The 23947-nt window shown below is 49.5% G+C and carries 22 protein-coding genes and 1 pseudogene; 18 read left to right on the top strand and 5 right to left on the bottom strand.

What is annotated here, in order from left to right; all coding sequences use genetic code 11:
• The 6 genes and pseudogenes from AC4MRN_RS09070 to AC4MRN_RS09045 all read left to right on the top strand — a co-directional run.
• Positions 1-213, top strand: a pseudogene (locus AC4MRN_RS09070) (ABC transporter permease subunit); the annotation flags it as partial.
• Complete coding sequence (gene pstA / locus AC4MRN_RS09065; protein ID WP_491203090.1) at positions 206-1795, top strand: phosphate ABC transporter permease PstA; 1590 nt, start codon at positions 206-208, stop codon at positions 1793-1795. The pseudogene AC4MRN_RS09070 and the gene pstA, both read left to right, overlap by 8 nt.
• Before the next feature lie 5 nt (positions 1796-1800).
• Entirely contained in the window at positions 1801-2607 is an 807-nt protein-coding gene (gene pstB, locus AC4MRN_RS09060; protein ID WP_073320101.1) for a phosphate ABC transporter ATP-binding protein PstB, read from the top strand.
• Positions 2608-2621: 14 nt separating this feature from the next.
• On the top strand, positions 2622-3338 hold the full coding sequence (gene phoU, locus AC4MRN_RS09055) for a phosphate signaling complex protein PhoU (RefSeq protein ID WP_073320098.1): 717 nt from the start codon (positions 2622-2624) through the stop codon (positions 3336-3338).
• Positions 3339-3654: 316 nt separating this feature from the next.
• Positions 3655-4923 (top strand): inorganic phosphate transporter, encoded by a 1269-nt coding sequence (locus tag AC4MRN_RS09050; protein ID WP_370242130.1) that lies wholly within the window; start codon positions 3655-3657, stop codon positions 4921-4923.
• 142 nt (positions 4924-5065) lie between these two features.
• Positions 5066-5362: a GIY-YIG nuclease family protein gene (locus AC4MRN_RS09045; protein WP_370165538.1), complete on the top strand. Its 297-nt coding sequence runs from the start codon at positions 5066-5068 to the stop codon at positions 5360-5362.
• Positions 5363-6353: 991 nt separating this feature from the next.
• Here the strand turns inward: AC4MRN_RS09045 and AC4MRN_RS09040 are convergent.
• The 4 genes from AC4MRN_RS09040 to AC4MRN_RS09025 all read right to left on the bottom strand — a co-directional run bounded on the left by AC4MRN_RS09040 (position 6354) and on the right by AC4MRN_RS09025 (position 9484).
• Entirely contained in the window at positions 6354-7292 is a 939-nt protein-coding gene (locus AC4MRN_RS09040; protein WP_491203089.1) for a hypothetical protein, read from the bottom strand.
• A gap of 22 nt (positions 7293-7314) precedes the next feature.
• Positions 7315-7965 carry a hypothetical protein gene (locus tag AC4MRN_RS09035; protein ID WP_491203088.1) on the bottom strand — a complete coding sequence of 217 codons (651 nt, stop codon included), beginning with the start codon at positions 7963-7965 and terminating at the stop codon, positions 7315-7317.
• The gene (locus tag AC4MRN_RS09030; RefSeq protein ID WP_255054258.1) at positions 7958-8500 is read right to left on the bottom strand and encodes an RNA polymerase sigma factor; all 543 of its coding nucleotides are present in this window, start codon (positions 8498-8500) and stop codon (positions 7958-7960) included. Before AC4MRN_RS09030 ends, AC4MRN_RS09035 begins: the two co-directional genes overlap by 8 nt.
• A gap of 75 nt (positions 8501-8575) precedes the next feature.
• Complete coding sequence (locus AC4MRN_RS09025; protein ID WP_073320080.1) at positions 8576-9484, bottom strand: hydrogen peroxide-inducible genes activator; 909 nt, start codon at positions 9482-9484, stop codon at positions 8576-8578.
• 1077 nt (positions 9485-10561) lie between these two features.
• Between AC4MRN_RS09025 and AC4MRN_RS09020 the strand changes: the two genes are divergently transcribed.
• The 3 genes from AC4MRN_RS09020 to AC4MRN_RS09010 are packed head-to-tail and all read left to right on the top strand — an operon-like array spanning position 10562 to position 12977.
• Positions 10562-12250, top strand: a complete 1689-nt coding sequence (locus AC4MRN_RS09020; protein WP_175555777.1) for an ABC transporter ATP-binding protein — start codon at positions 10562-10564, stop codon at positions 12248-12250.
• Between the two features lie 3 nt (positions 12251-12253).
• The gene (locus AC4MRN_RS09015) at positions 12254-12523 is read left to right on the top strand and encodes a PqqD family protein (protein WP_073320074.1); all 270 of its coding nucleotides are present in this window, start codon (positions 12254-12256) and stop codon (positions 12521-12523) included.
• A complete protein-coding gene (locus AC4MRN_RS09010) occupies positions 12516-12977 on the top strand; it encodes a lasso peptide biosynthesis B2 protein (protein WP_491203087.1) in 462 nt (153 codons plus the stop codon). The genes AC4MRN_RS09015 and AC4MRN_RS09010 overlap by 8 nt, the downstream gene beginning before the upstream one ends.
• A 30-nt stretch (positions 12978-13007) precedes the next feature.
• Here the strand turns inward: AC4MRN_RS09010 and AC4MRN_RS09005 are convergent, their stop codons facing one another.
• Positions 13008-14786 carry a lasso peptide isopeptide bond-forming cyclase gene (locus AC4MRN_RS09005; protein ID WP_491203086.1) on the bottom strand — a complete coding sequence of 593 codons (1779 nt, stop codon included), beginning with the start codon at positions 14784-14786 and terminating at the stop codon, positions 13008-13010.
• Positions 14787-15727: 941 nt separating this feature from the next.
• Between AC4MRN_RS09005 and AC4MRN_RS09000 the strand changes: the two genes are divergently transcribed.
• The 9 genes from AC4MRN_RS09000 to AC4MRN_RS08960 all read left to right on the top strand — a co-directional run.
• Positions 15728-16342, top strand: coding sequence for a hypothetical protein (locus AC4MRN_RS09000; protein ID WP_073320065.1), 615 nt, complete (start codon positions 15728-15730; stop codon positions 16340-16342).
• Positions 16343-16356: 14 nt separating this feature from the next.
• Positions 16357-16518, top strand: coding sequence for a lasso RiPP family leader peptide-containing protein (locus AC4MRN_RS08995; RefSeq protein ID WP_139241519.1), 162 nt, complete (start codon positions 16357-16359; stop codon positions 16516-16518).
• A 280-nt stretch (positions 16519-16798) separates the two neighbouring features.
• Entirely contained in the window at positions 16799-17401 is a 603-nt protein-coding gene (locus AC4MRN_RS08990; RefSeq protein ID WP_073320061.1) for a hypothetical protein, read from the top strand.
• Between the two features lie 12 nt (positions 17402-17413).
• On the top strand, positions 17414-17575 hold the full coding sequence (locus AC4MRN_RS08985; RefSeq protein ID WP_139241518.1) for a lasso RiPP family leader peptide-containing protein: 162 nt from the start codon (positions 17414-17416) through the stop codon (positions 17573-17575).
• Between the two features lie 1094 nt (positions 17576-18669).
• Positions 18670-18822, top strand: coding sequence for a lasso RiPP family leader peptide-containing protein (locus tag AC4MRN_RS08980; protein ID WP_139241517.1), 153 nt, complete (start codon positions 18670-18672; stop codon positions 18820-18822).
• 130 nt (positions 18823-18952) lie between these two features.
• Complete coding sequence (locus AC4MRN_RS08975) at positions 18953-19936, top strand: hypothetical protein (protein WP_491203085.1); 984 nt, start codon at positions 18953-18955, stop codon at positions 19934-19936.
• Between the two features lie 206 nt (positions 19937-20142).
• Positions 20143-21363 (top strand): HD domain-containing phosphohydrolase, encoded by a 1221-nt coding sequence (locus tag AC4MRN_RS08970; protein WP_491203084.1) that lies wholly within the window; start codon positions 20143-20145, stop codon positions 21361-21363.
• A gap of 585 nt (positions 21364-21948) precedes the next feature.
• Positions 21949-23352, top strand: coding sequence for an undecaprenyl-phosphate glucose phosphotransferase (locus AC4MRN_RS08965; RefSeq protein WP_370256124.1), 1404 nt, complete (start codon positions 21949-21951; stop codon positions 23350-23352).
• Positions 23342-23947 (top strand): sulfotransferase domain-containing protein (locus tag AC4MRN_RS08960; protein ID WP_491203083.1); only part of this gene is annotated, 606 nt, incomplete at its 3' end. The genes AC4MRN_RS08965 and AC4MRN_RS08960, both read left to right, overlap by 11 nt.

The following is a 23947-nucleotide window of genomic DNA, read 5'->3' as shown; positions in this document are numbered from 1 at the left end:
GGCAACACGCCCATTGCCGATTGGGACTTGTTTGCCGGTTTGCGTGCGCTTACCGCGAACCTTGCCATTGAGCTACCCGAGGCCGAGCTAGACAGCATGCATTACAAGGTACTGTTTTTAACCGCCTGTGTGTTATTCACCTTTACCTTTGTGGTGAACACGTTGGCAGAGCTATTGCGCCAGCGCCTGCGCAGGAATGCCAGCTATGGGTAAATGGTCGGTCAGGCAATTTCTTTCAAATCGTCAGCAGCAGTCCTTTGTGATCAGCCTGGGGGCGTTTTGTGCCAGTTTGTTGCGGGTCGCCCTGGTATGTGTGCTGGCGCTAATTGCACTGCGTGGCAGTGATTACTTCTGGCCACGGCCGGTGCACTCGCTGACCTATGTTGACCTGGCCGGTCAGGAACACAAAGTGTATGGTCAGGTCGGTGTAGGGCAAGCCTCCAGCCAGTACAGTGCCGGTACCCAGCGCTTGTGGCTGATTCGTTATTCAGACACGCGCTACCCGTATGGAAATCAGTTAATTCTGGAAACGCCCGCTATTCAAAACCTGGCCGTCGCCAAAGACGCAGCAGACATGTTGTTAGCCGACGGCACCCGTGTGTTTGCGAAACCCGTGAGTGTGGACATGCCGGAAAATCAGGCGCAGCCGCTGTCTTCACTGGCTCAGGCGCAGGCCCGGGTAGACTTGCTTCAGCAGGACGTTGATCAGATCCGCACCCAGCACCTTGCGCCCATTCATCGTCGTCTGGCCGAGCTGGATATTCGCGCGGTAGCTGAAGACGCACCAGCCAGAGAGCGGTTGTCGGCCGAATTCCGCGAGTGGCAAACCAAGGTCCTGGAACGGGAAGCCCAAATAGCCGAGTTTCGTTTAAACGTGCAGTTTTCTGACGGCGCGCCGTTCTCTATTGCGCTGAATGAGCTGGACCAGCTTACCTATACCGGACAGCTAACGACCTGGGGCAAGTTAGGCGTTGCCGCCGACGGTGTGTGGACGTTCCTGAGTGAGTCGCCCAAGCAGGCTAACACGGCGGGTGGGGTGTTCCCGGCGCTGTTTGGTACCGTGCTGATGATTTTTATTATGACCATACTAGTAACGCCATTTGGCGTTATGGCAGCTATTTACCTGAACGAATACGCCCCGGACAATAGCATGACAGCGGTGATACGCATTTGCGTGAGTAATATGGCGGGGGTGCCCTCCATTGTGTATGGCGTGTTCGGGCTGGGCTTTTTTGTGTATATGGTAGGCGGTCAAATTGACGAGCTGTTCTTCAGCGACCGCTTACCGGCACCGACCATGGGTACCCCCGGGGTATTCTGGGCGGCACTCACCATGGCTATTCTAACCCTGCCGGTAGTGATTGTGGCGACCGAGGAAGGGCTGCGCCGTGTGCCAGACAGGCTCAAAGCGGGCAGTTATGCACTGGGGGCCACTAAACTGGAAACCATCTGGCATACCATATTACCCATTGCGAGTCCGGGGATCATGACCGGTGTTATTCTGGCCATAGCCCGGGCGGCCGGTGAAGTTGCGCCGTTAATGCTGGTAGGCGCAGTGAAGTTTGCGCCGAATTTGCCGTTTGACGGTGAGTTCCCTTACCTGCATTTGGACCGCCAGTTTATGCACCTGGGTGTGTTAATTTACGACGGCGCATTCCACAGCCAAACCGATATGCGTAGCGCGTCGATGATGTTTGCCAGCTGTTTGCTGTTATTGCTGGTGGTTTTTGTGTTAAATATTCTGGCTGTCATTTTACGTAAGCGGCTACGTCAACGATATTTGCGAGGTTACTGACGCTCATGCTGAAACTGTTCGAACGGGAACGACTCGACCTGGAAGGCCTGTCGCCGGAACAAACGGCCATAGAAGTACGCGACCTGAATTTGCGTTTTGGTCAGAAGCATGTGCTGCACGACATTAACATGCGCATTCCCAAACACCGCATCACCGCGCTGATTGGCCAAAGTGGTTGCGGCAAGTCCACGCTGATCGCTTGTTTTAATCGCATGAACGATTTGATCCTGAACAGCCAGACCAGCGGCGAAATCGTGATTGAAGGGCGCAATATCAATCACAAAAAAGAAAACCTGTCGTTGCTGCGCTCTCAGGTAGGCATGGTGTTTCAACGGCCCAATCCATTCCCAATGAGCATCTACGACAACGTGTGTTACGGACTGCGATTACAGGGCATCAAGCAGCGCCGGCAACTCGACGATGCTGTAGAGCGCGCATTGCACGAAGCTGCACTGTGGGAAGAAGTAAAGGATCGTCTGTTCGACTCGGCAATGACCCTGTCGGGCGGTCAGCAGCAACGTTTAGTGATTGCACGGGCGCTGGCGCTCAAACCTAGCATTCTGTTACTCGACGAGCCCACCTCGGCACTGGACCCACTCACCACGCTGTTTATTGAAGAATTGATGGGTGAGCTCAAGAAGCGCTGTACTATTGTGATTGTTACCCACAACATGCAACAAGCTGCGCGGGTGTCAGATTACACGGCGTTTCTGCATCAGGGCGAGCTGGTGGAATACAGCGACAGTGATACGCTGTTTACCATGCCCGACAAGAAACAAACCGAAGATTACATCACCGGCCGTTACGGCTAAGGGGAGGGAAGCGTATGCATCAGGTCGCACTGAATACTCACATCTCTGATCGCTTTAACCTGGAGTTGGAAAACCTCAGAAACTCAGTGCTCACTATGGGCGGCGAAGTCGAACAGCAGTTAATCGATACCCTGAAAGCCATCAGTACGAACAATCCGGGGCTGGCAGAAAAGGTCATTCTCAACGACCTGAAAGTCAACTCCATGGAAATGCAGATCGACGAAGAATGCGTGCGTATTATTGCCAAGCGGCACCCCACCGCCAGCGATCTGCGTTTGATTATGACCATCTCGAAAGCCATCACTGACATTGAGCGCATGGGTGATGAAATTGAACGTATTGCCAAGCTTGTAACCAAACAAAAGATCCCGGCATCGGAGTCGATAAAAAGCAGCATGCTGCAAATTGGTCAGCAGGTTACGGCCATGATGCGCGGTACCTTCGATGCGTTTGCTCGTCAGGACGAGCGCGCAGCGCTGCACGTGTATGATCAGGACAACCGCATCGACAGCGAATATAAAAAATTGCTGACTTTTACCACCGGTGAAATGTCGCGGTCGGGTGAAGACATGGAAGACTGGCTGGAAATATTGTGGGCATTGCGATCGCTGGAGCGCATAGGTGATCGCTGCAAAAATATCTGCGAATACATAGTGTCGCTGACCAGCGGAAAAGACGTGCGTCATACGCCATTAGAGAGTTTGCAACAAAAATTAGACGATTTAACCTGAGCGAAAAACAAAATACCGGCTAACATTGTCTTAAATCTGTAACGAAAGTGAAATATTTGCTGTAAATATCATCGATCAGGATGATAAAGCCGATTATTTGTAGCAGATCGTCGAAAATGGTCTATGGCTCGTCTTCGGATTAAGTTAGAATGCGCCGCAATATTGAAGCTTCAGTATAAAAAACGAACGAAGAACAATGCATAAATTCAACGTGCTGGCAGTAAGCGTGAACACGACAGAATGCCCGTCAGCAGTAAATACGTCTTTCAACGCGCGACGTCTGACAGACTGCTAAACAGACTGGGAGCTATTGTCAGTGGATTTCCTACAAAGTTATGGCATGATTCTGATCATCCTCGCCGCTGCGGTGGGATTTGTGATGGCATGGGGTATTGGCGCAAATGATGTGGCCAATGCAATGGGCACCTCAGTAGGTTCTAAAGCCCTTACCATCAAGCAAGCTATTATCATTGCCATGATATTCGAATTCGCCGGTGCCTATTTGGCCGGTGGTGAAGTGACCTCGACGATCCGTAAAGGCATCATCGATACCGCTTATTTTGTTGATATTCCCGAGTACCTGGTACTGGGAATGATCTCGTCTTTATTTGCTGCAGGTCTGTGGTTGGCGGTCGCGTCATACCTGGGCTGGCCGGTTTCTACTACTCACTCTATTGTTGGTGCCATCATTGGCTTCACGGCTGTGGGCGTGAGTATGGACGCAGTTGAGTGGAGCAAAGTTGGCGGAATTGTTGGTAGCTGGATTGTAACGCCGGCGATTTCCGGCGTGATTGCGTATCTGATTTTCATGAGCGCACACAAACTGATTTTCGAAACCGACAAGCCGTTCCATTATGCACGCAAATACGTGCCGTTTTACATGGCATTTGCGGGCTTCGTGATGTCGCTGGTGACCATTAAAAAGGGCCTGAAACACGTTGGTTTGGACCTGTCTCCAACCACAGGATATGTGTTGTCTGTTGTGTTGGCCGTAATTATTGCGTTCATTGGTAAATGGCTTATCAGTCGCCAGGCTTACAGTCACTCAGAAGACGCGGATTTACAGCGTGCAAACGTAGAAAAAGTCTTCGCGTTGTTAATGGTTGTTACCGCTTGTTGTATGGCTTTTGCGCACGGCTCTAACGACGTTGCGAATGCCATTGGCCCATTGGCAGCGGTAGTTAGCGTTGTATCCAACGGTGGTGAAATTGGTTCAAGCAGCGCACTGGCTCCTTGGATTCTGCCTTTAGGTGGTTTAGGTATTGTTGCGGGTCTGGCTTTATTTGGTCACCGCGTTATCGCTACCATTGGTGAGGGTATCACTCACTTGACCCCTAGCCGTGGCTTTGCGGCTGAAATGGCGGCTGCCTGTACCGTGGTCATTGCCTCAGGCACCGGGCTACCAATCTCTACCACGCAAACATTGGTAGGTGCGGTATTGGGTGTTGGCCTGGCACGCGGCGTGTCTGCGCTTAACCTGGGCATTATCCGCAACATCGTGATTTCCTGGGTAGTAACACTGCCTGCTGGCGCAATTCTGTCTATTCTGTGCTTCTTCACGCTTAAAGCCATATTTGGCGTATAAATTCAGGTATGTCAGTTTGAGGTGCTTTTACGCTTCAAACTGAAATTGCCGATTTCCTACTTTTGTTTTCCGATCTTTGATTCAGTAGTCAGCATCGTTTGATAGCGCTCAAATAAGCTATGTTTGTTTTCAGGACAATGGCATGTCTGAACGTTATCCCGCCGTATATATCCTATCTAACTTCACACGCACCGTGCTGTATGTTGGTGTTACCAGCAATTTGCCCCAGCGCGTGTACCAGCACAAAATGTCCATGGCATCCGGCTTCTGCACCCGCTACAACGTAAAAGACCTGGTGTATTACGAAATGCACGAAGAAATGTACGCCGCGATCACCCGCGAAAAGCAATTAAAACGCTGGCGGCGAAGCTGGAAAGAAAAACTGATCACACAAAAGAATCCCCAATGGTTGGATTTGTATCCCTTGATTGTAGGTTGAGTTCTTGGCTTATAAAGCGCCGTCATCCCGGGCTTGCCCCGGGACCTTGGCTCGTTCCGGGATCTATTCAAAAAGGCCGTGATGTCAAAACGACCCCCTTATCGTCATCCCGGACTCGTTCCGGGTTTAATAAGAGCCGTCATCCCGGACTTGTTCCGGGACCTACTCAAAAAGGCCGTGATCTCAACACAACCCCCGCTGGATGTTTCTAAGATCCCGGATATCGCTGGGGGCGATTCCGGGACGACGGTTCTGTGGTTTTTTAAGATCCCGAATATCGCTGGGGGAGATTTCGTGACGACCCCTTATCGTCATCCCGGGCTTGTCCCGGGATCTATATAAACAGGCCGCCATGTGCAAACAACCCACTCACCGTCATCCCGGACTTGTTCCGGGACCTATTTGAAAAGGCCGTGATGTTAAAACGACCCCCTTATCGTCATCCCGGACTCGTTCCGGGTTTAATAAGAGCCGTCATCCCGGACTTGTTCCGGGACCTACTCAAAAAGGCCGTGATCTCAACACAACCCCCGCTGGATGTTTCTAAGATCCCGGATATCGCTGGGGGCGATTCCGGGACGACGGTTCTGTGGTTTTTTAAGATCCCGAATATCGCTGGGGGAGATTTCGTGACGACCCCTTATCGTCATCCCGGGCTTGTCCCGGGATCTATATAAACAGGCCGCGATGCGCAAACAACCCACTCCCCCGTCATCCCGGACTTGTTCCGGGACCTATTTGAAAAGGCCGTGATGTCAACACAACCCCCGCTGGATGCTTCTAAGATCCCGGATATCGCTGGGGGCGATTCCGGGACGACGGATAGAGGTTTTCTACTTTGATGCTGGGACAACCCTCCCACCGTCATCCCGGACTCGTTCCGGGACCTATTTAAAAAGGTCGTGATGTTAAAACAACCTCCGCTGGATGTTTCAAAGATCCCGGATAAGTGCTTCGCACTTTCCGGGACGACAGGGGAGGGACCTTTGCTCTAAAATACATACACCTCGGCTTTTGCCAGTAAATCGCTGGGTGTGATTTTCTCGGCCACACAGCTCTTCACTGACTTTTTATTGAATATGTACAAGCGGTCCTGGGCCTTGCCATCTTCGCCCTTGCCGAAGTTCTTCAGGATAAAGCTGATGTGTTCGTCATCCGGGAGTTCACGTAAACCGGCACCAAAGCTACACAAGGTGTCGCCGACACTGCCCTCGAAATTGGCAAGAAAGGTTTTGTAAGCTTGCTCCTGCATTTCGCGTTGCTTGGCCAACTCGGCCTTTTTCTCTTCGGCCAGTTCCTGTGCGTAGTCCTGAAGCTCTTGCTGACGAGACTGTAAACGGTCCAGTTCTGCTTTGAGTTCCTTCATTTCGCCTTCGATTTCGCGCTTACGCTCGTTATCTGCGGCGCGTAGTTCGAATTCCAGGTCGCGGTTGCGACGTTCTAATTCGCGGATTTCCCATTCGATCTCGCGGCGATCACTGCGAAACTCGCGTAATTTCTCGTCGGTCTTACGCACGATTTTCTCTACCTGACGAACAACACGTTCGGCGGTTTCACCCCAATCTTGTTCGACGATGAACTCGTAATCGCCGTGGCTCTCTACATGCATGCCGTCTGCCACTACCGTAACAGTGGGCGCGTCGGGCGCAGACGGTGGGGTAGGAATAACACTCATTAAGTCGCCGAAATCAAAGTCGAACATCATACCGCGACCACCGGTGTGAATGGTAAAAATAACCCCTTGCTTTGCCAGGTAAGTGGCTTCGATACTGCGGTAGCGCACGCCTTCTTTGCGGGTATCCTGCTTTAAAGCGGTGTCGATAACACCGGACATAATGTTCAGCTGTTTATCCAGTTCGGTAAGGTTTTGTGCAACGGCACTGGTAGCCAGGGTTGCGCCAAATAGCGATGCAATTGCTAGTGCTTTCATAATCATTCCACCTGTTGTCTGATTACTCGGTGAGGGCGGGGTAGCCATCATCCAGTGAATTAATTTCACGCTGAAGCTGAGTTAGCTGGCGTGCGTAGTAGCGCTGATCGTCATCGCGCTGTTGGTTAATAAACTTAATAAGCTCTGCAAAGTCCTCGCGACGCTCCTGGCGGCTCGAAGTCAGCAGATATTGAGTAAGCTGTGTGCTGTTTTCCTGTTGTTGCTGCTGGAGTGCGGCAACATACTGGGTGAACATGGCCTGATTTGCCTGTTGGTAGTCATTGAGTTTCTGATTCACCAAGGCCGCAACTTGTTCGTCACTGGGCCCTTGTTGAAAACCCATGGTTAATTTGCCTTCGCTTACTTGTACAGAGAAGCCACTGACCACCATTACAATAGCCAGTGCTGACATAGCCATGGACATAACGGGTAAGCCCTGCCATTGCCACCACTTGGGTTTGTCCGGGGCCACGAAAGTGGCATTTTTATCCCAGGCAGGCATGGGCGGAGGGGTAAACTGCTCAGCGGTAACCGATAGCTGAGTGGCAGTTTCCACTTGAGCCGCGAAGGCTTCATCGCTCAGACAGAGCGCCTCAAACGCGTCGCGCTCCTCGTTAGTTAAGGCATTGTCCAGCCATTGGCCGAATAAATAATCTGACTCGTAATTAGCCATGTTCTACCTCCAAATCCAGTTTTAACTTCGACAGGGCGCTGTACAGGCGCGACTTCACCGTATTGCTGGAGAGTCCCAGCTGGTCGGCAATTTCGTCGAAGGTAAACTGTCCAAAAAATTTCAATTCGATAACGGCACGTTGCGCTAATGGCAAACGTTGCATTGCGGCCGTCAGCGCCTGACTGGTGCTGTCGGTCATTAAGTTGTGTTCAGGGCAGGGGCGTTCGCAGCTGAGTTCGTCGTCCTCGTCCAGCGGTGAATCTGGTCGCTTGCGCCGGTAAAATTCAATACAACGAAAATGCGCGATGCGGAATAACCAGGCTTTAAAACTGCCTTCACCGCGGTAGTTGGTTAAGCTACGGAAAACGGCAATAAAGATATCCTGCATTAAGTCTGCAGCGTCATGCGGGTTGCCCGTCATGCGTACGCCATATTGATAAATCGCAGACTCGTAGCGTTTAATCAGCGCGAACCAGGCCTTTTTATGCCCTTTTAAGGCCTGTTCAATTAATTGTTCGTCGCGCTTTTCAAACACCGGATATCCCCAAAGTTTTATGTTGTTGTGGGTATAGTCGGGGGGCCGGGCAAAAAAGTTTGCCCGGTATGAAAATTATTTTAGGGTAGGGACCGGAAGCAATGGAGATATGATCTCACCTACACGACGGAACAAGCGCATCCGCGTTGTGCCCGCACGCCATACCAGTCCAATTTCCCGGAACGCTTTTTCTTCCGCCGGAAACGAGGTGAGTTGCGTGTTCTTGAGCAAATCCTGGTTAAGTGCCAGTTCTGGCAGGAATGTGTAGCCCAGTTTACTGTTTGCTAATTGCACCAGGGTATACAGTGAGCTGGCAGCCAACGAGCTGATTTGATCGGTGTGCTGCAGGTTACACGCGCTCACGGCATGGCCGGTCATACAATGCTCTTGTTGCAGTAGGAAAATGCTTTTCTTCGGTAAGCTGGAAATGTCCAGTGGCGAAGGTAAATCGTTGGCCAAATCTTTATGGGCAATTAAATGGAACGGGTCGTGGCCCAGCACCATTTGTTTGCATCCCGGCGTTTCCATGGGCAGTGCCAGTACCAGCAAGTCCAGGCTGCCGTCGGTGAGTTGTCGCGTAAGATTTGCCGTTGTGTCCTCCTGCAGTTCCAATTGGATTTCCGGTAAGAAGGTACGAAATGCGCCTAACATGGCTTCAAACAAGAATGGCGCGATGGTGGGTATAACACCGAGCTTCAGCTTACCACGCTGCCAGTTTCCGGCGTTTTGCGCGTATTCCACGAGTTCACCTGCTTCCTGCAGAATAACCTTCGAACGCTCCACCACATCGAGTCCTAACGAGGTAAACACAAAGGTTTTGTGCTCACGCTCCAGCAGTTGGCTGCCAAAATGTTCTTCGAGGTTCTGAATTGCAGTACTCAGGGTTGACTGGCTCACGTTACAACGCTGCGCCGCCCGGTGGAAATGCTGTTCCTGATGTAAAGTTACCAAGTAATGTAAGTGTTTAAGATTTGGCCATTTCATTATTGTTAACTCGATTGTTATGTTTGTTTTTAATCTATTGTATAGATAAGTATGGGAAATAACACCCCTGTGAGTAAGGTTTTTACTTATACATCGTCTTCCCGGACTCGTTCCGGGTTTATAAAGAGCCGTCATCCCGGACTTGTTCCGGGACCTATTCAAAAAGGTCGTGATCTCAACACAACCCCTGTTGGATGTTTCTAAGATCCCGGAAAAGTGCTTCGCACTTTCCGGGACGACGGTTGAATGTATCCCACCGCGATGCTGAGAAGATCCCCTAACTGTCATCCCGGGCTTGCCCCGGGACCTATTCAAAAAGGCCGTGATCTCAACACAACCCCCGTTGGATGTTTCTAAGATCCCGGAAAAGTGCTTCGCACTTTCCGGGACGACGGATGGGAATATCGCTGAGGCGATTTCGGGACGACGGGTGGAGGTATTCCACCACGATGCTAAGACGACACCCTCCCCGTCATCCCGGGCTTGCCCTGGGACCTACTCGAAAAGGCCGGGATATCAAAACAACCCCTGTTGGATGTTTCAAAGATCCCGGATATCGCTGGGGGCGATTTCGGGACGACGGATGTGTGGTTTTCTAAGATCCCGAATATCGCTGGGGCGATTTCGGGACGACGGATGGGGGTATCCCACCGCGATGGTGAGACGACACCCTAACCGTCATCCCGGGCTTGCCCCGGGATCTAGCAAAAAGGCCACGATATCAAAACAACCCCTGTTGGATGTTTCTAAGATCCCGGATAAGCGCTGCGCGTTTCCGGGACGACGGATGGAGGTATCCCACCGCGATGGTGAGACGACACCCTTACCGTCATCCCGGGCTTGCCCCGGGACCTAACAAAAAGGTCGTGATCTCAAAATAACCCCTGTTGGATGTTTCTAAGATCCCGGATAAGCGCTTCGCGTTTCCGGGACGACGGTGTGAGGCGACGTTCTTTCCCTTTCAACCGGGGCCTACACAAAAAGGCTAGATGACGCGACGAAGCGAGTGTTGTAAAGTAACGCCAGACATAAAATAGGACGATGCCTGGTGCTCAGGTAGCAATTACGGAAGTACACATGTTCGATAGCCTGCGTCTGCACTACGGCTTAAAGGTTTTTCAATCTTATAAATGGTCTTTCATTATGGTGGTAGCTCTTATGGTTACCGAAACCGCGGTGAGCCTGAGTGTGCCTTACTTAATTGGCCAGCAGTCCCAGTCATTCCTGCAAGAAGTCACAATTCTCAATAATAACCACCTGAAATACTTATATTTGTGGGTTGCGTTATTTGCTGCGCAAGCGGCACTGCGTTTTTTGTCTACCTATAACGTAAACCTGGTGGGTGCGCGCTTAATGGCCGAATTGAGTTGCCGTTTGTACGATCATATTCAGGTACTGCCCATTCAGTATTTCCAGGAAAATAAGCGCGGTGACGTGCTGTCTATGTTGACCAACGATCTGGCCGTGGTGAGCTTTTTCGCGTCCAGCGTGCTAACCAATCTCATCCCGAATATTCTGGTACTGATTGGTGCGGGCATTCTGATGTACATGATTGAACCCACGATTGCCCTGTTAATTTGCTTCCTGGTGCCGTTGATATACATCATTCTGAAGCTGGTGAGCCGTGGCATGCAGCCAATCTCCCGGGCGTTGGTGCAACGTCAGGCAGACTCACTGGCGCAGGCGAGTGAAAACATCGGGGCGATCTCGTTAATCAAAGCATTCAACAAAGAAGAAGCGGAGTCGTCTAAATTTAAACGCCGTTCGAATGAAATTCTGGCGCTCAGAGCCCGCCAGTTCCGCTTACAGGCATTGCTCTCGCCGTTGATTCAGTTTCTGGCGTCATTGTGTATTCTGGTTGTTGTGATCATGAGCGTGCTGAAGTTTAATTCAGGCGCTCTTGGGATCCCCGATCTCATAAGCTTATTGTTGTACGGCATTGTATTCACACGGCCGCTGGGTTCACTGGCAGGCCTGTACGGTCAGCTTCAGCAGGTAATAGGCGCGTCTGAGCGACTGCTGCATGTGTATCACCTGGAAAGTGAGCCACGCGATGAGCACGGCACACCCATGACCATCGAACACGGCGACATTGTGTTCGACAGCGTGGCGTTTGGCTTTCCTCAACGTGGCACCATACTGAAAGACGTGTCATTTCATTTAAAAGCTGGTCAGAACATGCTGATCTACGGTCAGAATGGCGGCGGTAAAACCACCATGCTGCACTTGCTGATGCGCTTTTATCAGCCAGCCACGGGTAAGATTCTGATTGACGGGCAAAACATTCAGCAGGCCACTACGGCGTCATTGCGCCATGCAATTGGCCTGGTGTCGCAGGACGTGCTGCTGTTAAACGGCAGTATTTTCGACAACCTCACCTATGGTCTGGCGAATCCGGCTGCGGACGACGTATACAAAGCGGCCAGCCAGGCAGGCTTGGACCACTTAATTATGCGCTTACCTCAGGGCTATGACACCCAGGTCGGCGAGGGCGGGGTAAGGCTGTCGGGTGGTCAGCGCCAGCGTATTGCACTGGCACGGGCGTTATTAATGAAGCCGAAGATTCTGCTGTTGGACGAACCCACGTCAATGCTGGACGAACAAGCCCGTCTGAGTTTTAAAGAGGAATTTCATGGATTGTTTGCGCAGTTTACCGTTATCATGATCTCGCACGATCCTACACTGTCTGACGTTGCGGATGTGGTGTACCAATTGGAAAACGGTACGTTGCAGCGTCAATCAATCAGGTCCGACTATCAGGAGTAAAACATGTCAGCCTATCAGTTAAAGCCCGAATTGTTGCTACAGAAAGTAGCCGATGAAATGGTGTTACTTGAGCCGGAGTCCGGTGAATATTTCACGTTAAACAATGTGGGTGCCGACATGCTCGAGCAACTGCAGCAAGGTAAATCTGCGCAACAAATTGCACAGTACATTGCAGACATTTACGACGTAACCGCAGAGCAGGCTGAACAGGATTTTCAGGTATTAATGCACGATTTGGTTCAGGCTAATTTAGCCGAAGCAGGCGTTGCTTAAGTCATTTTCTAAATACCGGGCGCTCGCCCCTGATCAGCGACGTTGGTTTCGGCGTTGCTGGTGGCAGTTTGCGCTGTGGCATATTCGTATTCAGTATTTTCCCTACCATTGGTGGAAGGCGCGTATATTTAGCGAGTTAAATAAAGAAAGTGGGCACTCACTCCCACTTTCTTTGTCTGAAGCCATCAGACTCAGTGAAATGGCCGCCCGGCACCACATCTTTCCCATAAATTGTTTACGTCGCTGCGTGGTACAGCAGCAGTTACTGGCGCAATATGGCTATGACTTAGCATTGCATTTTGGTGTGGCTAAACAAGACGCTCGCCTGAAAGCGCATTGTTGGCTTACGCACAAAGGGCAGCTAATCAACGACGGTCCAGAGGTAGTCAATACCTATACTGAGCTCAAGCTGGCCGGGGAGCAATCGCAACATATTCTGGCGTCGCTGCGCTAGCTTTTTTTGGTTGGTATGCACCGTTAGCTGTTAATGGTGCTGCTGGATCCAGCGCTGAGTGAGGATAGCGTATAGCAGATCAACGTGTACGCTCACGCCGTTGCCGCCCACTGCCGCATCAAATGCTTTAAGTAAAACGTCGTTATCGACCAGCCCCAACGATGCCAGGCGTGTGTCGCTCAATAGTTCGCGCAAAGGTTTGGCGTTGTCTTTTACCAACTGACCAAAATGGTTGTCGAAGGTGACCTTTTTTACATTCCAGCACACTGACTCGGGCAAGTGGTTTTGCATGGCATTGCGCAGTAGCCATTTGGGGTAAGGACCGCGAATTAACTGTTTACCGGGTACTGCAAAACTGAATTCAGCCATACGCGGGTCGAAAAACGGGTGGGCAACATCAATCCCGTACTGCCAGCCCACTTTTTGGTAGGAACGCACTGAATTGTACGTAGAGGTGGTTTTTAACGCCTGATACCGGGCATAACCAACAGGTTGTTTGCTTTTGTTAAAGGGGTTGGGAATTTTACTCGCATCCGTAGCCAGTTTTGCGGCCTCTGGCGTGAGCCAGGCGGGGATGTCAGACGGTGTATTGCCTTTTAACGCATACGCGCTATTCAGCAGCCACTGAGGGATCATGGGTTTTACAAACAACGAACGCGCGACCGGCCAGCGCGCCATACCCGTTTGCTTGCACGCTTTCAGCACCTCGGCAATAACTCCAAACTCACCCTTGAAAAGCCGTTCGGTATAGGCACTGGCGTGGCCCCAGCACATTTCATCACCACCGTTGCCGGTAAGTAGTCGGTGCCCACCGGCGGCCTGAATGATCTCACACTCCTGATGATAGCGCGGCGATAACACGGTTCCCGGTGAGTCGTAATCAGTAGGGTAGAGCGACATGAAGTCGCGATGCGCACCGGCATCTACGGTGATCTGAATAGGATCAACCAGCCCCAGCTTCTGGTACATGGCTTTGATGTTGTCAGACTCATCACAACTGGCCGAATGACTGTACAAATGCGACAGCGCCCTGCAACTACGTGGCTCGGTGAGCAATTCGTTTGCCAGCGCGGTAATGGATGTTGAATCCATACCTCCGCTCATCTGGCTTACAACCAGCGAATCTGAAGGGTGTATATGGCTGCTCACACACTGTTTTAGTAAATCTAAAAACGTATCCCGGTATGTACCGTCGGACGCGGGCGCCAGCTTATTTTGCGGGTCGATATCCCAGAACGTGTGCTCAGTTACGTTGCCCTGAGGACTAACAGAAAGGCTGGTGCCTAACGGTAACGTATTAATTTCATTATACAAACAAAGAGCCGGGTTAGGCTGCCCTGCTAACCAACACGACAACGCTGTGGTATTCAGCGACGGCTGCTTGGGCATTAACTTCGCTATAAACGACGCCTCGGAGCTAATTACCGTCACGCCACCCACTTTACCGTAGTATAACGCATGTTGATTTAGTGGATCGCGTGAAGCAAACAGCAATTTGTGCGGGTTGTGCCAGGTAAACACCGTATGCGGGCCGGTGATCGCGTTTGAGATCGCTGCGGGCTGTGCGGAAAATTGCTCACTTAATTCGCTATTGGAAAGCGGCGCACTGGCGTTGGCAATAATATTGCCCTGTGGCAAGGAAAACTGACTCAGCAACTGCGTTCGCGCATTACCGCGGTAACAATAATTGCCCACCAGGCAATGTTCGTTTTGCCAATTTAGTGCCAGTGTAGCGTGTCGACTGGCTTCATCGAATAGATCCATTATGGCGTGGTGGTCTGCTGCCACCATGGCAAACAACGCGGTCATGCTGATATGTTTATCTTCCTGAGTGTGACAACACTATGCCCGTTAAGGCCTGAGTAAGCAAGAGTACGAGGTCATCGTGGACTCGTTCCGGGACCTTCGGAACGACGTTGATGTTGATACTGCCTTGCTCCGTCATCCCGGACTCGTTCCGGGACCTTGGTTTGCCCCAGGACCTACTCAAACAGGCGGAGATGCAAAAACAACCACCGCTGGATGTTTCTTAGATCCCGGATAAGTGCTTCGCACTTTCCGGGACGACGGATGGGAATATCGCTGGGCGATTTCGGGACGACGGATGATGGCGTATTTCACCCAAACCGTCATCCCGGGCTTGCCCCGGGACCTATTCAAACAGGCCGCGATCTAAAAACAACCACCGCTGGATGTTTCCAAGATCCCGAATATCGCTGGGGCGATTTCGGGACGACGGATGGTGGCTTATTACAACCAATCCGTCATCCCGGACTTGTTCCGGGACCTTAGGACTCGCAGGTACCTAAAAAAGCGTAAATAAAGTTGGTGGTAAACTATATGTGCTTAAATTTTGTGCAGTTGCACACACATAGTGCCTGACAAATACTTAACTACCATGAAAAATAAAAAAGTATTTAAATATCATGTGATTACTGAAACTGTGAAACTACGGTTACATTCAACCCGTAAGGCTTTTAAAAAAGTGCAAACCGAAGTAAACTAGGCTTCAAGTCGAAAATAGAGTGGGTAATGGCGCTTAAACAGCGGATCTGAATACAGAATTTATAGCTGTGTCGGATAATTTTACAAACAACCGCTTATGAGCCTATAAATCTAGGTTTCGCTTAGATAGTTTTGGGCTTAGCTGTTGTTTTTAATAGCTATTATATTTTTGGCACGAACATTGTATTGTTATGGACGTAGTATTCGAATTTTCGGTGCTGGGCTTTTTATAGAGGACGGAAGCGATGAAAAAATTAATTTTAGCAGGGATCCTGGCGTTTTTTGCTTGTCAAGCAAACGCGGGCTTTGTTCAAGGTGTAACCGGCGAAGATATGGTCGGTATGGAAGTAACTGCCACGTTTGCAGACGGTTCTTCTGAAACTGCAACTTGGGGTGCTGTTGCTCCCGGTGCAGGTGGTGCATTCGGTCTGATTCCTTGGGGTGTATTACTAGACGGTGATTCGTTTGGTGATTTCGACCCAGTAACAGGCGACCTGTTTGGCGGTTTCTTAATGATGAATTTCTACGATTTCGACATGGTTTCGTTATCGTTCAACGCATTGGCTGCAGGTTTCGTGTTCGATACCGCATATTTCGATGCGTCAGCAAATGGTTCAGGTCCTGGTCGTGAGTTAGTATCTTCAAACGCTGATGTGTTTGCAGTTTACTCTGACAACTACATGGACGAGCTGTTTGGTACAATGACTCTGCTAAGTTCTAGCCAGGTTGTTGTAGCATCTGGTGAAATGCAAGTGTTCTTAACTGACACTGACCAGATTTCTGTTCCAGCACCAGCAGGTTTTGCAATGATTGCATTGGCCCTGATGGGTATGCGTATTGCGCGTAAATCATCTAAATAATGGAGAGAGTAACGATGACTTCTATTGAACAGCGTGACGCGCACGCAGAAAAGCGCGAATACTCGAAGCCTGAGTTACAAAAAGCAGGTAGCTTGGCTGAACTGACCCAAGGTTTCTCTGGCAGTGTTCCAGACGAGCAAGGTGGTCACACTAAGCGTAATCCGTTCCAAGGCTAATCGCTAAAAGCCTATTCATCGCAGAAACCCGGGTAGAAATACCCGGGTTTTTCTTTTTAAAATCAACAGTTCCGTAAGCCTCACTGCCTATTTGGCCACCATTCTAGTGTCGGTTTCTTTTACAAAACAACATCTTCAGATCAAACGCGATCTATTTAGATCAAAAATACCTTAATAAAATCAATGTAATATAATTACAATTAATTAGGGTACGATCTTTGCAATACAGTGTTTGGAAGTAGCAGTACTCTTTATAACTTTCATTTTAGGGACGTCTTTAATGAGAAAATTTATTATCGCAATGGCAATGACGTTGTTTGCTTCTTTTCAAGCAAATGCGTCTTATGTTCAAGGTGTGACCGGTGCAGACATGGTTGGCATTTCTGTTTCCGTTGATTTTGCTAATGGATCGAGCGAGTCTGCTATTTGGCAAGCGTTAACCGCTACTCAAGGTGGTGCGTTTGGTGCTTCTGACTGGGCGTTGATTCTTGACGGCGATTCTTTCGGTGACTACGACCCTGTTTCAAATACGTTTTATGGTTTATTCACTTTCTTCAACGGTCCGTTTGACGTTGTAAGTATCACTATTGATATTTTAAGTGAAGGCTTTGTATTTGATACTGCGTTCTTCGATGCTTCTGCAAATGGATCAGGCCCTGGCCATGAGTTCGTAAGCAGCGATCCTCAAGCAACTGCTAGCTATAGCAACTTGGTTGAAGATGAGCTTTACGGCACCATGACCATCTCTGCGTTCATCGCAGCTGGTAGTGGTTTAGCATTCCAAACAGATACTGACGCGTTCGGTGAAGTACCTGCTCCTGCTGGTTTGTTACTCGTCGCATTTGGTTTGTTAGCACTTCGTGCTACTCGCCGCAGTAAATAAGGGAGTATCAATATGAAATCACAACAGGCAGTTGTTACAGAACAAAGCAAAAAGGCATATGCACAGCCGAAGCTTGATAAAGCTGGTAGTTTGGCTGAGTTGACACAAGGTTTCTCTGGAAGCGTTCCAGACGAACAAGGTGGTCACACTAAGCGTAATCCTTTCCAAGGTTAATTTTTAAGTTAACTGTAGAAAAGCCCGGTCCGCCGGGCTTTTTTGTGCCCAAGATCCCGGATAAGCGTCTTCCCGGACTCGTTCCGAGGCGACGTATAGGGTTAGCGTTACATCTGCTCCGTCATCCCGGACTCGTTCCGGGACCTAATAAAAAAGCTTCGGAGCTAAGGTTTGCCCACTCCCCGTCATCCCGGGCTTGCCCCGGGACCTCGGCTTGCCCCGGGACCTACTCAAACAGGCCGCGATCTAAAAACAACCACCGCTGGATGTTTCCTAGGATCCCGGATATGCGCTGCGCGATTCCGGGACGACGTATAGGGTTAGCGTTACATTTACACCGTCTTCCCGGGCTTGCCCCGGGAACTAATAAAAAGGCCACGATGTAAGAACAACCCCCGCTGGATGTTTCCAAGATCCCGAATATCGCTGGGGCGATTTCGGGACGACGTATAGGGTTAGCGTTACATTTACACCGTCATCCCGGACTCGTTCCGGGACCTAATAAAAAAGCTTCGGAGCTAAGGTTTGCCCCTCACCGTCATCCCGGGCTTGTTCCGGGATCTACTCAAACAGGCCACGATGTAAAAACAACCCCCGCTGGATGTTTCCAAGATCCCGGATAAATGCTTGGGCATTTTCCAGGACGACCCTCTTACCGTCATCCCGGGCTTGCCCCGGGAACTACTCAAACAGGCCGCGATCTAAAAACAACCACCGCTGGATGTTTCCAAGATCCCGAATATCGCTGGGGCGATTTCGGGACGACGGATGGTGGCGTATTACAACCAATCCGTCATCCCGGGCTTGCCCCGGGAACCAATAAAAAGGCCACGATGTAAGAACAACCCCTGCGGTATGATTTTTAGATCCCGGATAAATGCTTGCGCATTTTCCGGGACGACGTATAGGGTTAGCGTTACATTTACACCGTCTTCCCGGACTCGTTCCGGGAACTAACAAAAAGGCCGAGATTTCAAAACAACCCCGCTGGACGCCACAAAAAGTATTAAACCCAATACCTAATAATGAGCTTTAATAACCAACATGCGCGCAAAAAACGTACACTATAAATATCAACTTTATGGATGTGTTGAATGAACAAGCAAGACGACAGAAACAACAAGCTAACCTACCACGCACCCCAACTTCAGCGTGCAGGTAGCTTGCAAGAATTAACGCAAGGTTTTTCTGGCAGTGTTCCTGATGAACAGGGCGGCCATACCAAGCGGAACCCTTTCCAAGGTTAGTGTGTGCAATAAAGTGTGTGTGTTCTCAACTTTGCCCCGTATTACGGGGCATTTTTTTATCCGGCACTTTACACAAACCCTTAAACCACGCATCCTAGCACTAGTTGTACAGCAGTCAGCGGATTAAGGAATGTCACCGAATACTCAACAGGAACTGGCGTCGCTCAGTAGTACCCCACTTCACGGCGTAACCCTTGCCCTGGACAAGACTACCAACAATACAAACACGCCTTTTACGTTGGATGTGTCGTTCAACCCCGTTACGCCACTGAGCAACCCCAAAACAGCCTGGACGTTAACCGACAAAGGTGAACGCTACGAGTCGAATATTACCTTGAACAGGGAAGATGACTGCTATCAGTTGCATATAGACTGTGAAGGGCAGGGAACGTTTCAACTGCAAGGGAACCAATTAACCATAGACTGGCAGGCGAACGGCACCGGCCCGGCGCATTATCTGCAAACCCTGGGGTTATCGTTATTTCTCGAGCTGCAAGGCCACTTGTGTCTGCACGCCAATACCCTGGTTAAAAACAATCAGGCACAGTTGTTTTTAGCGCCAAGCCGCACTGGTAAGTCTACGTTAACCACGCTGCTAACCACTCTGGGATACACGTTAACAACTGACGATATGGCGGCGCTATACCACACTAACGAACAATACGCAGTGTATCCCAGCTGGCCCAAAGTTCGCTTGTGGCCCGACAGCGCAGCGATGTTAGAAAATCACTTAACTACCCAGCCGGTACAGCAAAAGAAGGTACACGAGCGCTTCGCCAAACAGGAAATCTCCTTTGCGGCGCAAGATACTCATACCGCCACGCCGGTAACCGCCATGTACTACCTAAACCGGGTAGACGAACAGCCCCAATCAGGTAATCCGCTCACCATTACCCGAATTAACCCCAGCGCAGCGCTGATCATACTCATGCAAAATAGTATGTTAGGTGATGCCTATCGCGGATTAGGCATTGAACAGTCACGCATTATGGCGCTGGCTGCATTGTTACAACGCGTTCCTTTTTATCGGGTAACTTACCCAAGCGGGCTCGATCAATTGCCCGACATCGCCAAACATCTGGATGAACGGCTTCAATCTGAGCAAGCAAAGTAATCTGACCAGCGTAAACAGCGGGAAGAATGTTGTTTCCTTTCATCTAAATCAATAAAACGTCGCATTAGCGTAGCAAATCGTCGTAAACAGTAGATCTCTCAAAAAGTTTGCATAGAATGCCCCAGCTTAACTAGAGCCTGGCACTGGTGAACAGTGTTTTCTTTTTCAAGTTCATCGTAATTTTTTCTTTGTGGTTCGGACTCATTATGAACAAACGCCGCTATCAAAAGCTGGTTGCAATATACCTGCTTGCTAGTTTGATATGGATAATCGGCAGTGACTGGTTGCTTGCACAGTTCATTGGCGATTTTAACGATTCTTATGTGTTGTCGGCAGGCAAAGGCGTGGCGTTTGTTACGCTAATGTCGGGCCTGTTGTACGTGTTGTTGATGCGCTTAAACAGCGCAGAAAGACAAGTCGCCAGTGCGGCAACCGACAGCACTGAACAGTTGGTGCTCAATAAAATCCCTACGTTCTTTCAGCACATTCCTATGCTGACTTACGCAGTGAACTGGGACGGTAAAACCCTGCGTACGCTCTGGGTTAGCGACAACCTGTACGATTTACTCGGCTATACCCAAGAAGAAGCACTACAACCCGGTTGGTGGGAAAAGTGTGTGCATCCGGACGACCGCCTCAGAGCGCTGGAAGAAAGTAAAAGCATACTGGCCAATGGGGGCGGCGATCACTATTACCGGGTAAAGCACGCCAAAGGGCACTATGTGTATTTTCATGATGAGCTGCGACGCGTTGAAAGCGTATCGGCTACCTGTTTTGTGGGGATTTGGCGTGATATCAGTACCGAGGAGTCGGCGTTAGAACAAGTGCAGGAGTATTCCACTAAACTGGAAAAAACCATACTCGGTACCATTACCGCCATTTCGCATATGGTGGAGCTACGCGACCCGTACACAGCGGGACATGAATCCAGGGTAGGGGAGCTGGCATCGGCCATTGCTCTTGAAATGGGCTTAGACATGGATACCCAATACGGCTTGCGCATTGCAGGGCTGCTGCACGACATCGGCAAAATCAGTATACCGGCTGAGTATTTAACCAAACCAACCCGGCTCACCGACGCAGAGTTTGAGATCATCAAATCTCACGCGTGTAATGGGTACAACATACTAAAAAATATCGCCTTCCCCTGGCCCGTAGCCGAAGTAGCGTATCAGCACCACGAACGCCTGGACGGCACCGGGTATCCCAGAGGCCTAAAAGGAGATGAAATCTTACTGGAAGCCCGCATCATTACTGTAGCAGACGTTATTGAGTCGATGGCCACAAACCGCCCGTACCGCCACGCGCTGGGCATTAAAAAGGCCTTACAGGAAATAGAACAACACGCCGGCAAGCTCTACGACCCCGAAGTCTGCAACGCCGCCCTCACTTTGTTCCGACAAAAAAACTATCAGCTAGGGGATTAATACAAACCCGTTATCCCGCTCCCCAAACCGTCATCCCGCTCCCCAACCCGTCATCCCGGACTTGTTCCGGGACCTTCCGGGCTTGCCCCGGGACCTAAATAAAAAGGTCACGAAGCCAAACACAACCCCCACTGGTTGCTTTTAAGATCCCGGATATGCGCTGCGCGATTCCGGGACGACGTACAGAAGGAGCACAACTCACACACCGTCATCCCGGACTTGTTCCGGGACCTTCCGGGCTCGCCCCGGGACCTAACAAAAAGGCCACGATGTAAAAACAACCCAAAACAACAAACCCCAAATAAAACTTGGCACCACCTTTGCTCAATATTCCAAAACAATAACTTGCCCTACACAGTAAGCGAATAACAAAAAATAAAAGCGTAACTAAACCGTTTAATATCACTTACTAACCGCGCCAAACAATGCTTTCGTTTGGCATTGAGAGTAATTGAGGTATAGTTACACAATGGTGCAATAGCACCATTTTGGTGATTCACGGAATTGTCACTAACAGACATTACCATTACAATCGCCAGTTAGCGCATTCAAGTAGTATTGGAACTTACCAAGGGATGGTAGTTAATGAACGAAAACGGCGGATTCATTCGCAATAATATTAATCAGTTTGCCTTCGTATACCGACTGATTGATATTTTAATTATCCAGCTGTGTTTAGCTGTTTCTGCATTTGCGTATATCGGCAAGTTCGATGTCAGATACTTTGTGTTAGGGCTTATCTCTAACATGGCGTATCTCTTCTTTGCTGAACTCTTCGTACTGTACCGTTCCTGGCGAAACGGCTCCTTCAAAGAAATGTTGTTTTACACCGTAAGTAGCTGGCTACTCACGCTGTTCCCACTCTTCTTATTTTTATTCTTTACCAAGCAAACCGAGTACTTTTCACGGGTAACTTTGGGCCTGTGGATTATAAGCACCACAACACTGCTTTGCTTATGGCGCGCAATCTTCAGACAGTTCCTTATTTCCATTCGGAAAAAGGGCTATAACACCCGCTCAGTCGGCATTATTGGTTTAACCAAGCGCGGTTTAGACCTGGCAAATGAAATAGTTAACTACCCCGAATCAGGCTATAAGCTTACCGCTGTATTTGATGAACGCGCACCTGAACGGTTAGACGGAAAGTTTCTGCACAAACTCGAGGGCGGTATTGCCGATGGCGTTAGACTAGCCCAGGAAGGCAAAATAGAAATTCTGTTCGTAGCACTCCCGCTCACCAACAAAGAACGTATAGAGAATATTCTAAAAGAATTGGGTGATACCACAGTAGACGTGCACATCGTACCGGATGTATTTACCTTCAACTTACTGCACTCTCGAATGGGGCACGTAGGTGAAGTGCAAACCATCAGCGTATACGACAGCCCAATGCACGGCGGTTACTCAATTATGAAACGCATGGAGGACTTGTTCCTGGCGTTTTCAATTCTTACTGTAATTGCGCTACCTATGCTCATTATCGCTTCAATTATCAAAATTACGTCGCCTGGCCCGGTATTGTTTAAGCAAGACCGCTATGGCATGGACGGTAAGAAAATCAAAGTATGGAAGTTCCGTTCTATGCGCGTTATGGATAACGGCGAAGTAGTTAAACAAGCCACGAAAAATGACCCACGCGTTACCAGGTTCGGTGCATTTTTACGTAGAACCAGCCTGGACGAACTCCCCCAGTTCTTTAACGTAATACAAGGCACTATGTCAGTAGTCGGGCCAAGGCCGCACGCTGTAAGCCACAACGAAGAGTACAGAAAGAAAGTGGCCTACTACATGTTACGCCACAAAATGAAACCTGGCATAACCGGCTGGGCGCAAGTAAACGGATGGCGTGGTGAAACAGATACCGTCGAAAAAATGGAAATGCGTATTAAATACGATTTGGAGTATATCCGGAATTGGAGTCTTTGGATGGACTTCAAAATTGTGATTTTTACGATATTTAGAGGATTTGTGGGGAAGAATGTCTACTAAACACATATTACCAAACTTATTTTTAGCAGGTGCTCCTAAGTGCGGTACCACTTCAGTCTATGACTGGCTAGTCAATCATCCGGATATAAGTGGCGGCGTTGATAAAGAGTTATTTTACTTAGTAGATGAAGCCGACTGGAAGTTCAATAAGAAGTCGAACTGGCAAGATCACCGAGAAGAAGGCTACGCGAAGTTATTTAAGCAAGAAAATAAGTATATCGTTGATGGTACGACACTCACTATTTACCAAGATAGCGCGTTAGAGTATGCACAGGCACATCCTTGTAAAGCATTATTTTTTATAAGAGAGCCATCACAAAGGATTTATTCAACATTTAAATACTTTAGAGACACAAGAACTGTACTACCTGCAGATTTAAGCTTTGATGAATTTATATCCGAGGTTGAAAACGGCAATAGCTTTGGTGGCAACAATCAGCTGTCAGCTGTTATCGAACAGTCCAGATATCATATGTTTATAAACAATTGGGTAGAAATACTCGGTGCAGACAACGTCCGTGTTTATGACTTTAGCGCTCTAAAAAAAGATAAAAAAGCTTTGATGCATGACATTTGTGAATGGCTTGGTATTGAC

Source organism: Marisediminitalea sp. (genome assembly GCF_984433645.1).
This window is presented reverse-complemented; position numbering and strand designations above follow the sequence as displayed.

Excerpts from the sequence above, each read along its gene's own strand:
- pstA (WP_491203090.1), top strand. The coding sequence starts at position 206 with ATGGGTAAATGGTCGGTCAGGCAATTTCTTTCAAATCGTCAGCAGCAG.
- pstB (WP_073320101.1), top strand. The coding sequence starts at position 1,801 with ATGCTGAAACTGTTCGAACGGGAACGACTCGACCTGGAAGGCCTGTCG.
- phoU (WP_073320098.1), top strand. The coding sequence starts at position 2,622 with ATGCATCAGGTCGCACTGAATACTCACATCTCTGATCGCTTTAACCTG.
- AC4MRN_RS09045 (WP_370165538.1), top strand. The coding sequence starts at position 5,066 with ATGTCTGAACGTTATCCCGCCGTATATATCCTATCTAACTTCACACGC.
- AC4MRN_RS09040 (WP_491203089.1), bottom strand. The coding sequence starts at position 7,292 with ATGAAAGCACTAGCAATTGCATCGCTATTTGGCGCAACCCTGGCTACC.
- AC4MRN_RS09035 (WP_491203088.1), bottom strand. The coding sequence starts at position 7,965 with ATGGCTAATTACGAGTCAGATTATTTATTCGGCCAATGGCTGGACAAT.
- AC4MRN_RS09025 (WP_073320080.1), bottom strand. The coding sequence starts at position 9,484 with ATGAAATGGCCAAATCTTAAACACTTACATTACTTGGTAACTTTACAT.
- AC4MRN_RS09020 (WP_175555777.1), top strand. The coding sequence starts at position 10,562 with ATGTTCGATAGCCTGCGTCTGCACTACGGCTTAAAGGTTTTTCAATCT.
- AC4MRN_RS09015 (WP_073320074.1), top strand. The coding sequence starts at position 12,254 with ATGTCAGCCTATCAGTTAAAGCCCGAATTGTTGCTACAGAAAGTAGCC.
- AC4MRN_RS09005 (WP_491203086.1), bottom strand. The coding sequence starts at position 14,786 with ATGACCGCGTTGTTTGCCATGGTGGCAGCAGACCACCACGCCATAATG.
- AC4MRN_RS09000 (WP_073320065.1), top strand. The coding sequence starts at position 15,728 with ATGAAAAAATTAATTTTAGCAGGGATCCTGGCGTTTTTTGCTTGTCAA.
- AC4MRN_RS08995 (WP_139241519.1), top strand. The coding sequence starts at position 16,357 with ATGACTTCTATTGAACAGCGTGACGCGCACGCAGAAAAGCGCGAATAC.
- AC4MRN_RS08990 (WP_073320061.1), top strand. The coding sequence starts at position 16,799 with ATGAGAAAATTTATTATCGCAATGGCAATGACGTTGTTTGCTTCTTTT.
- AC4MRN_RS08985 (WP_139241518.1), top strand. The coding sequence starts at position 17,414 with ATGAAATCACAACAGGCAGTTGTTACAGAACAAAGCAAAAAGGCATAT.
- AC4MRN_RS08980 (WP_139241517.1), top strand. The coding sequence starts at position 18,670 with ATGAACAAGCAAGACGACAGAAACAACAAGCTAACCTACCACGCACCC.
- AC4MRN_RS08975 (WP_491203085.1), top strand. The coding sequence starts at position 18,953 with ATGTCACCGAATACTCAACAGGAACTGGCGTCGCTCAGTAGTACCCCA.
- AC4MRN_RS08970 (WP_491203084.1), top strand. The coding sequence starts at position 20,143 with ATGAACAAACGCCGCTATCAAAAGCTGGTTGCAATATACCTGCTTGCT.
- AC4MRN_RS08965 (WP_370256124.1), top strand. The coding sequence starts at position 21,949 with ATGAACGAAAACGGCGGATTCATTCGCAATAATATTAATCAGTTTGCC.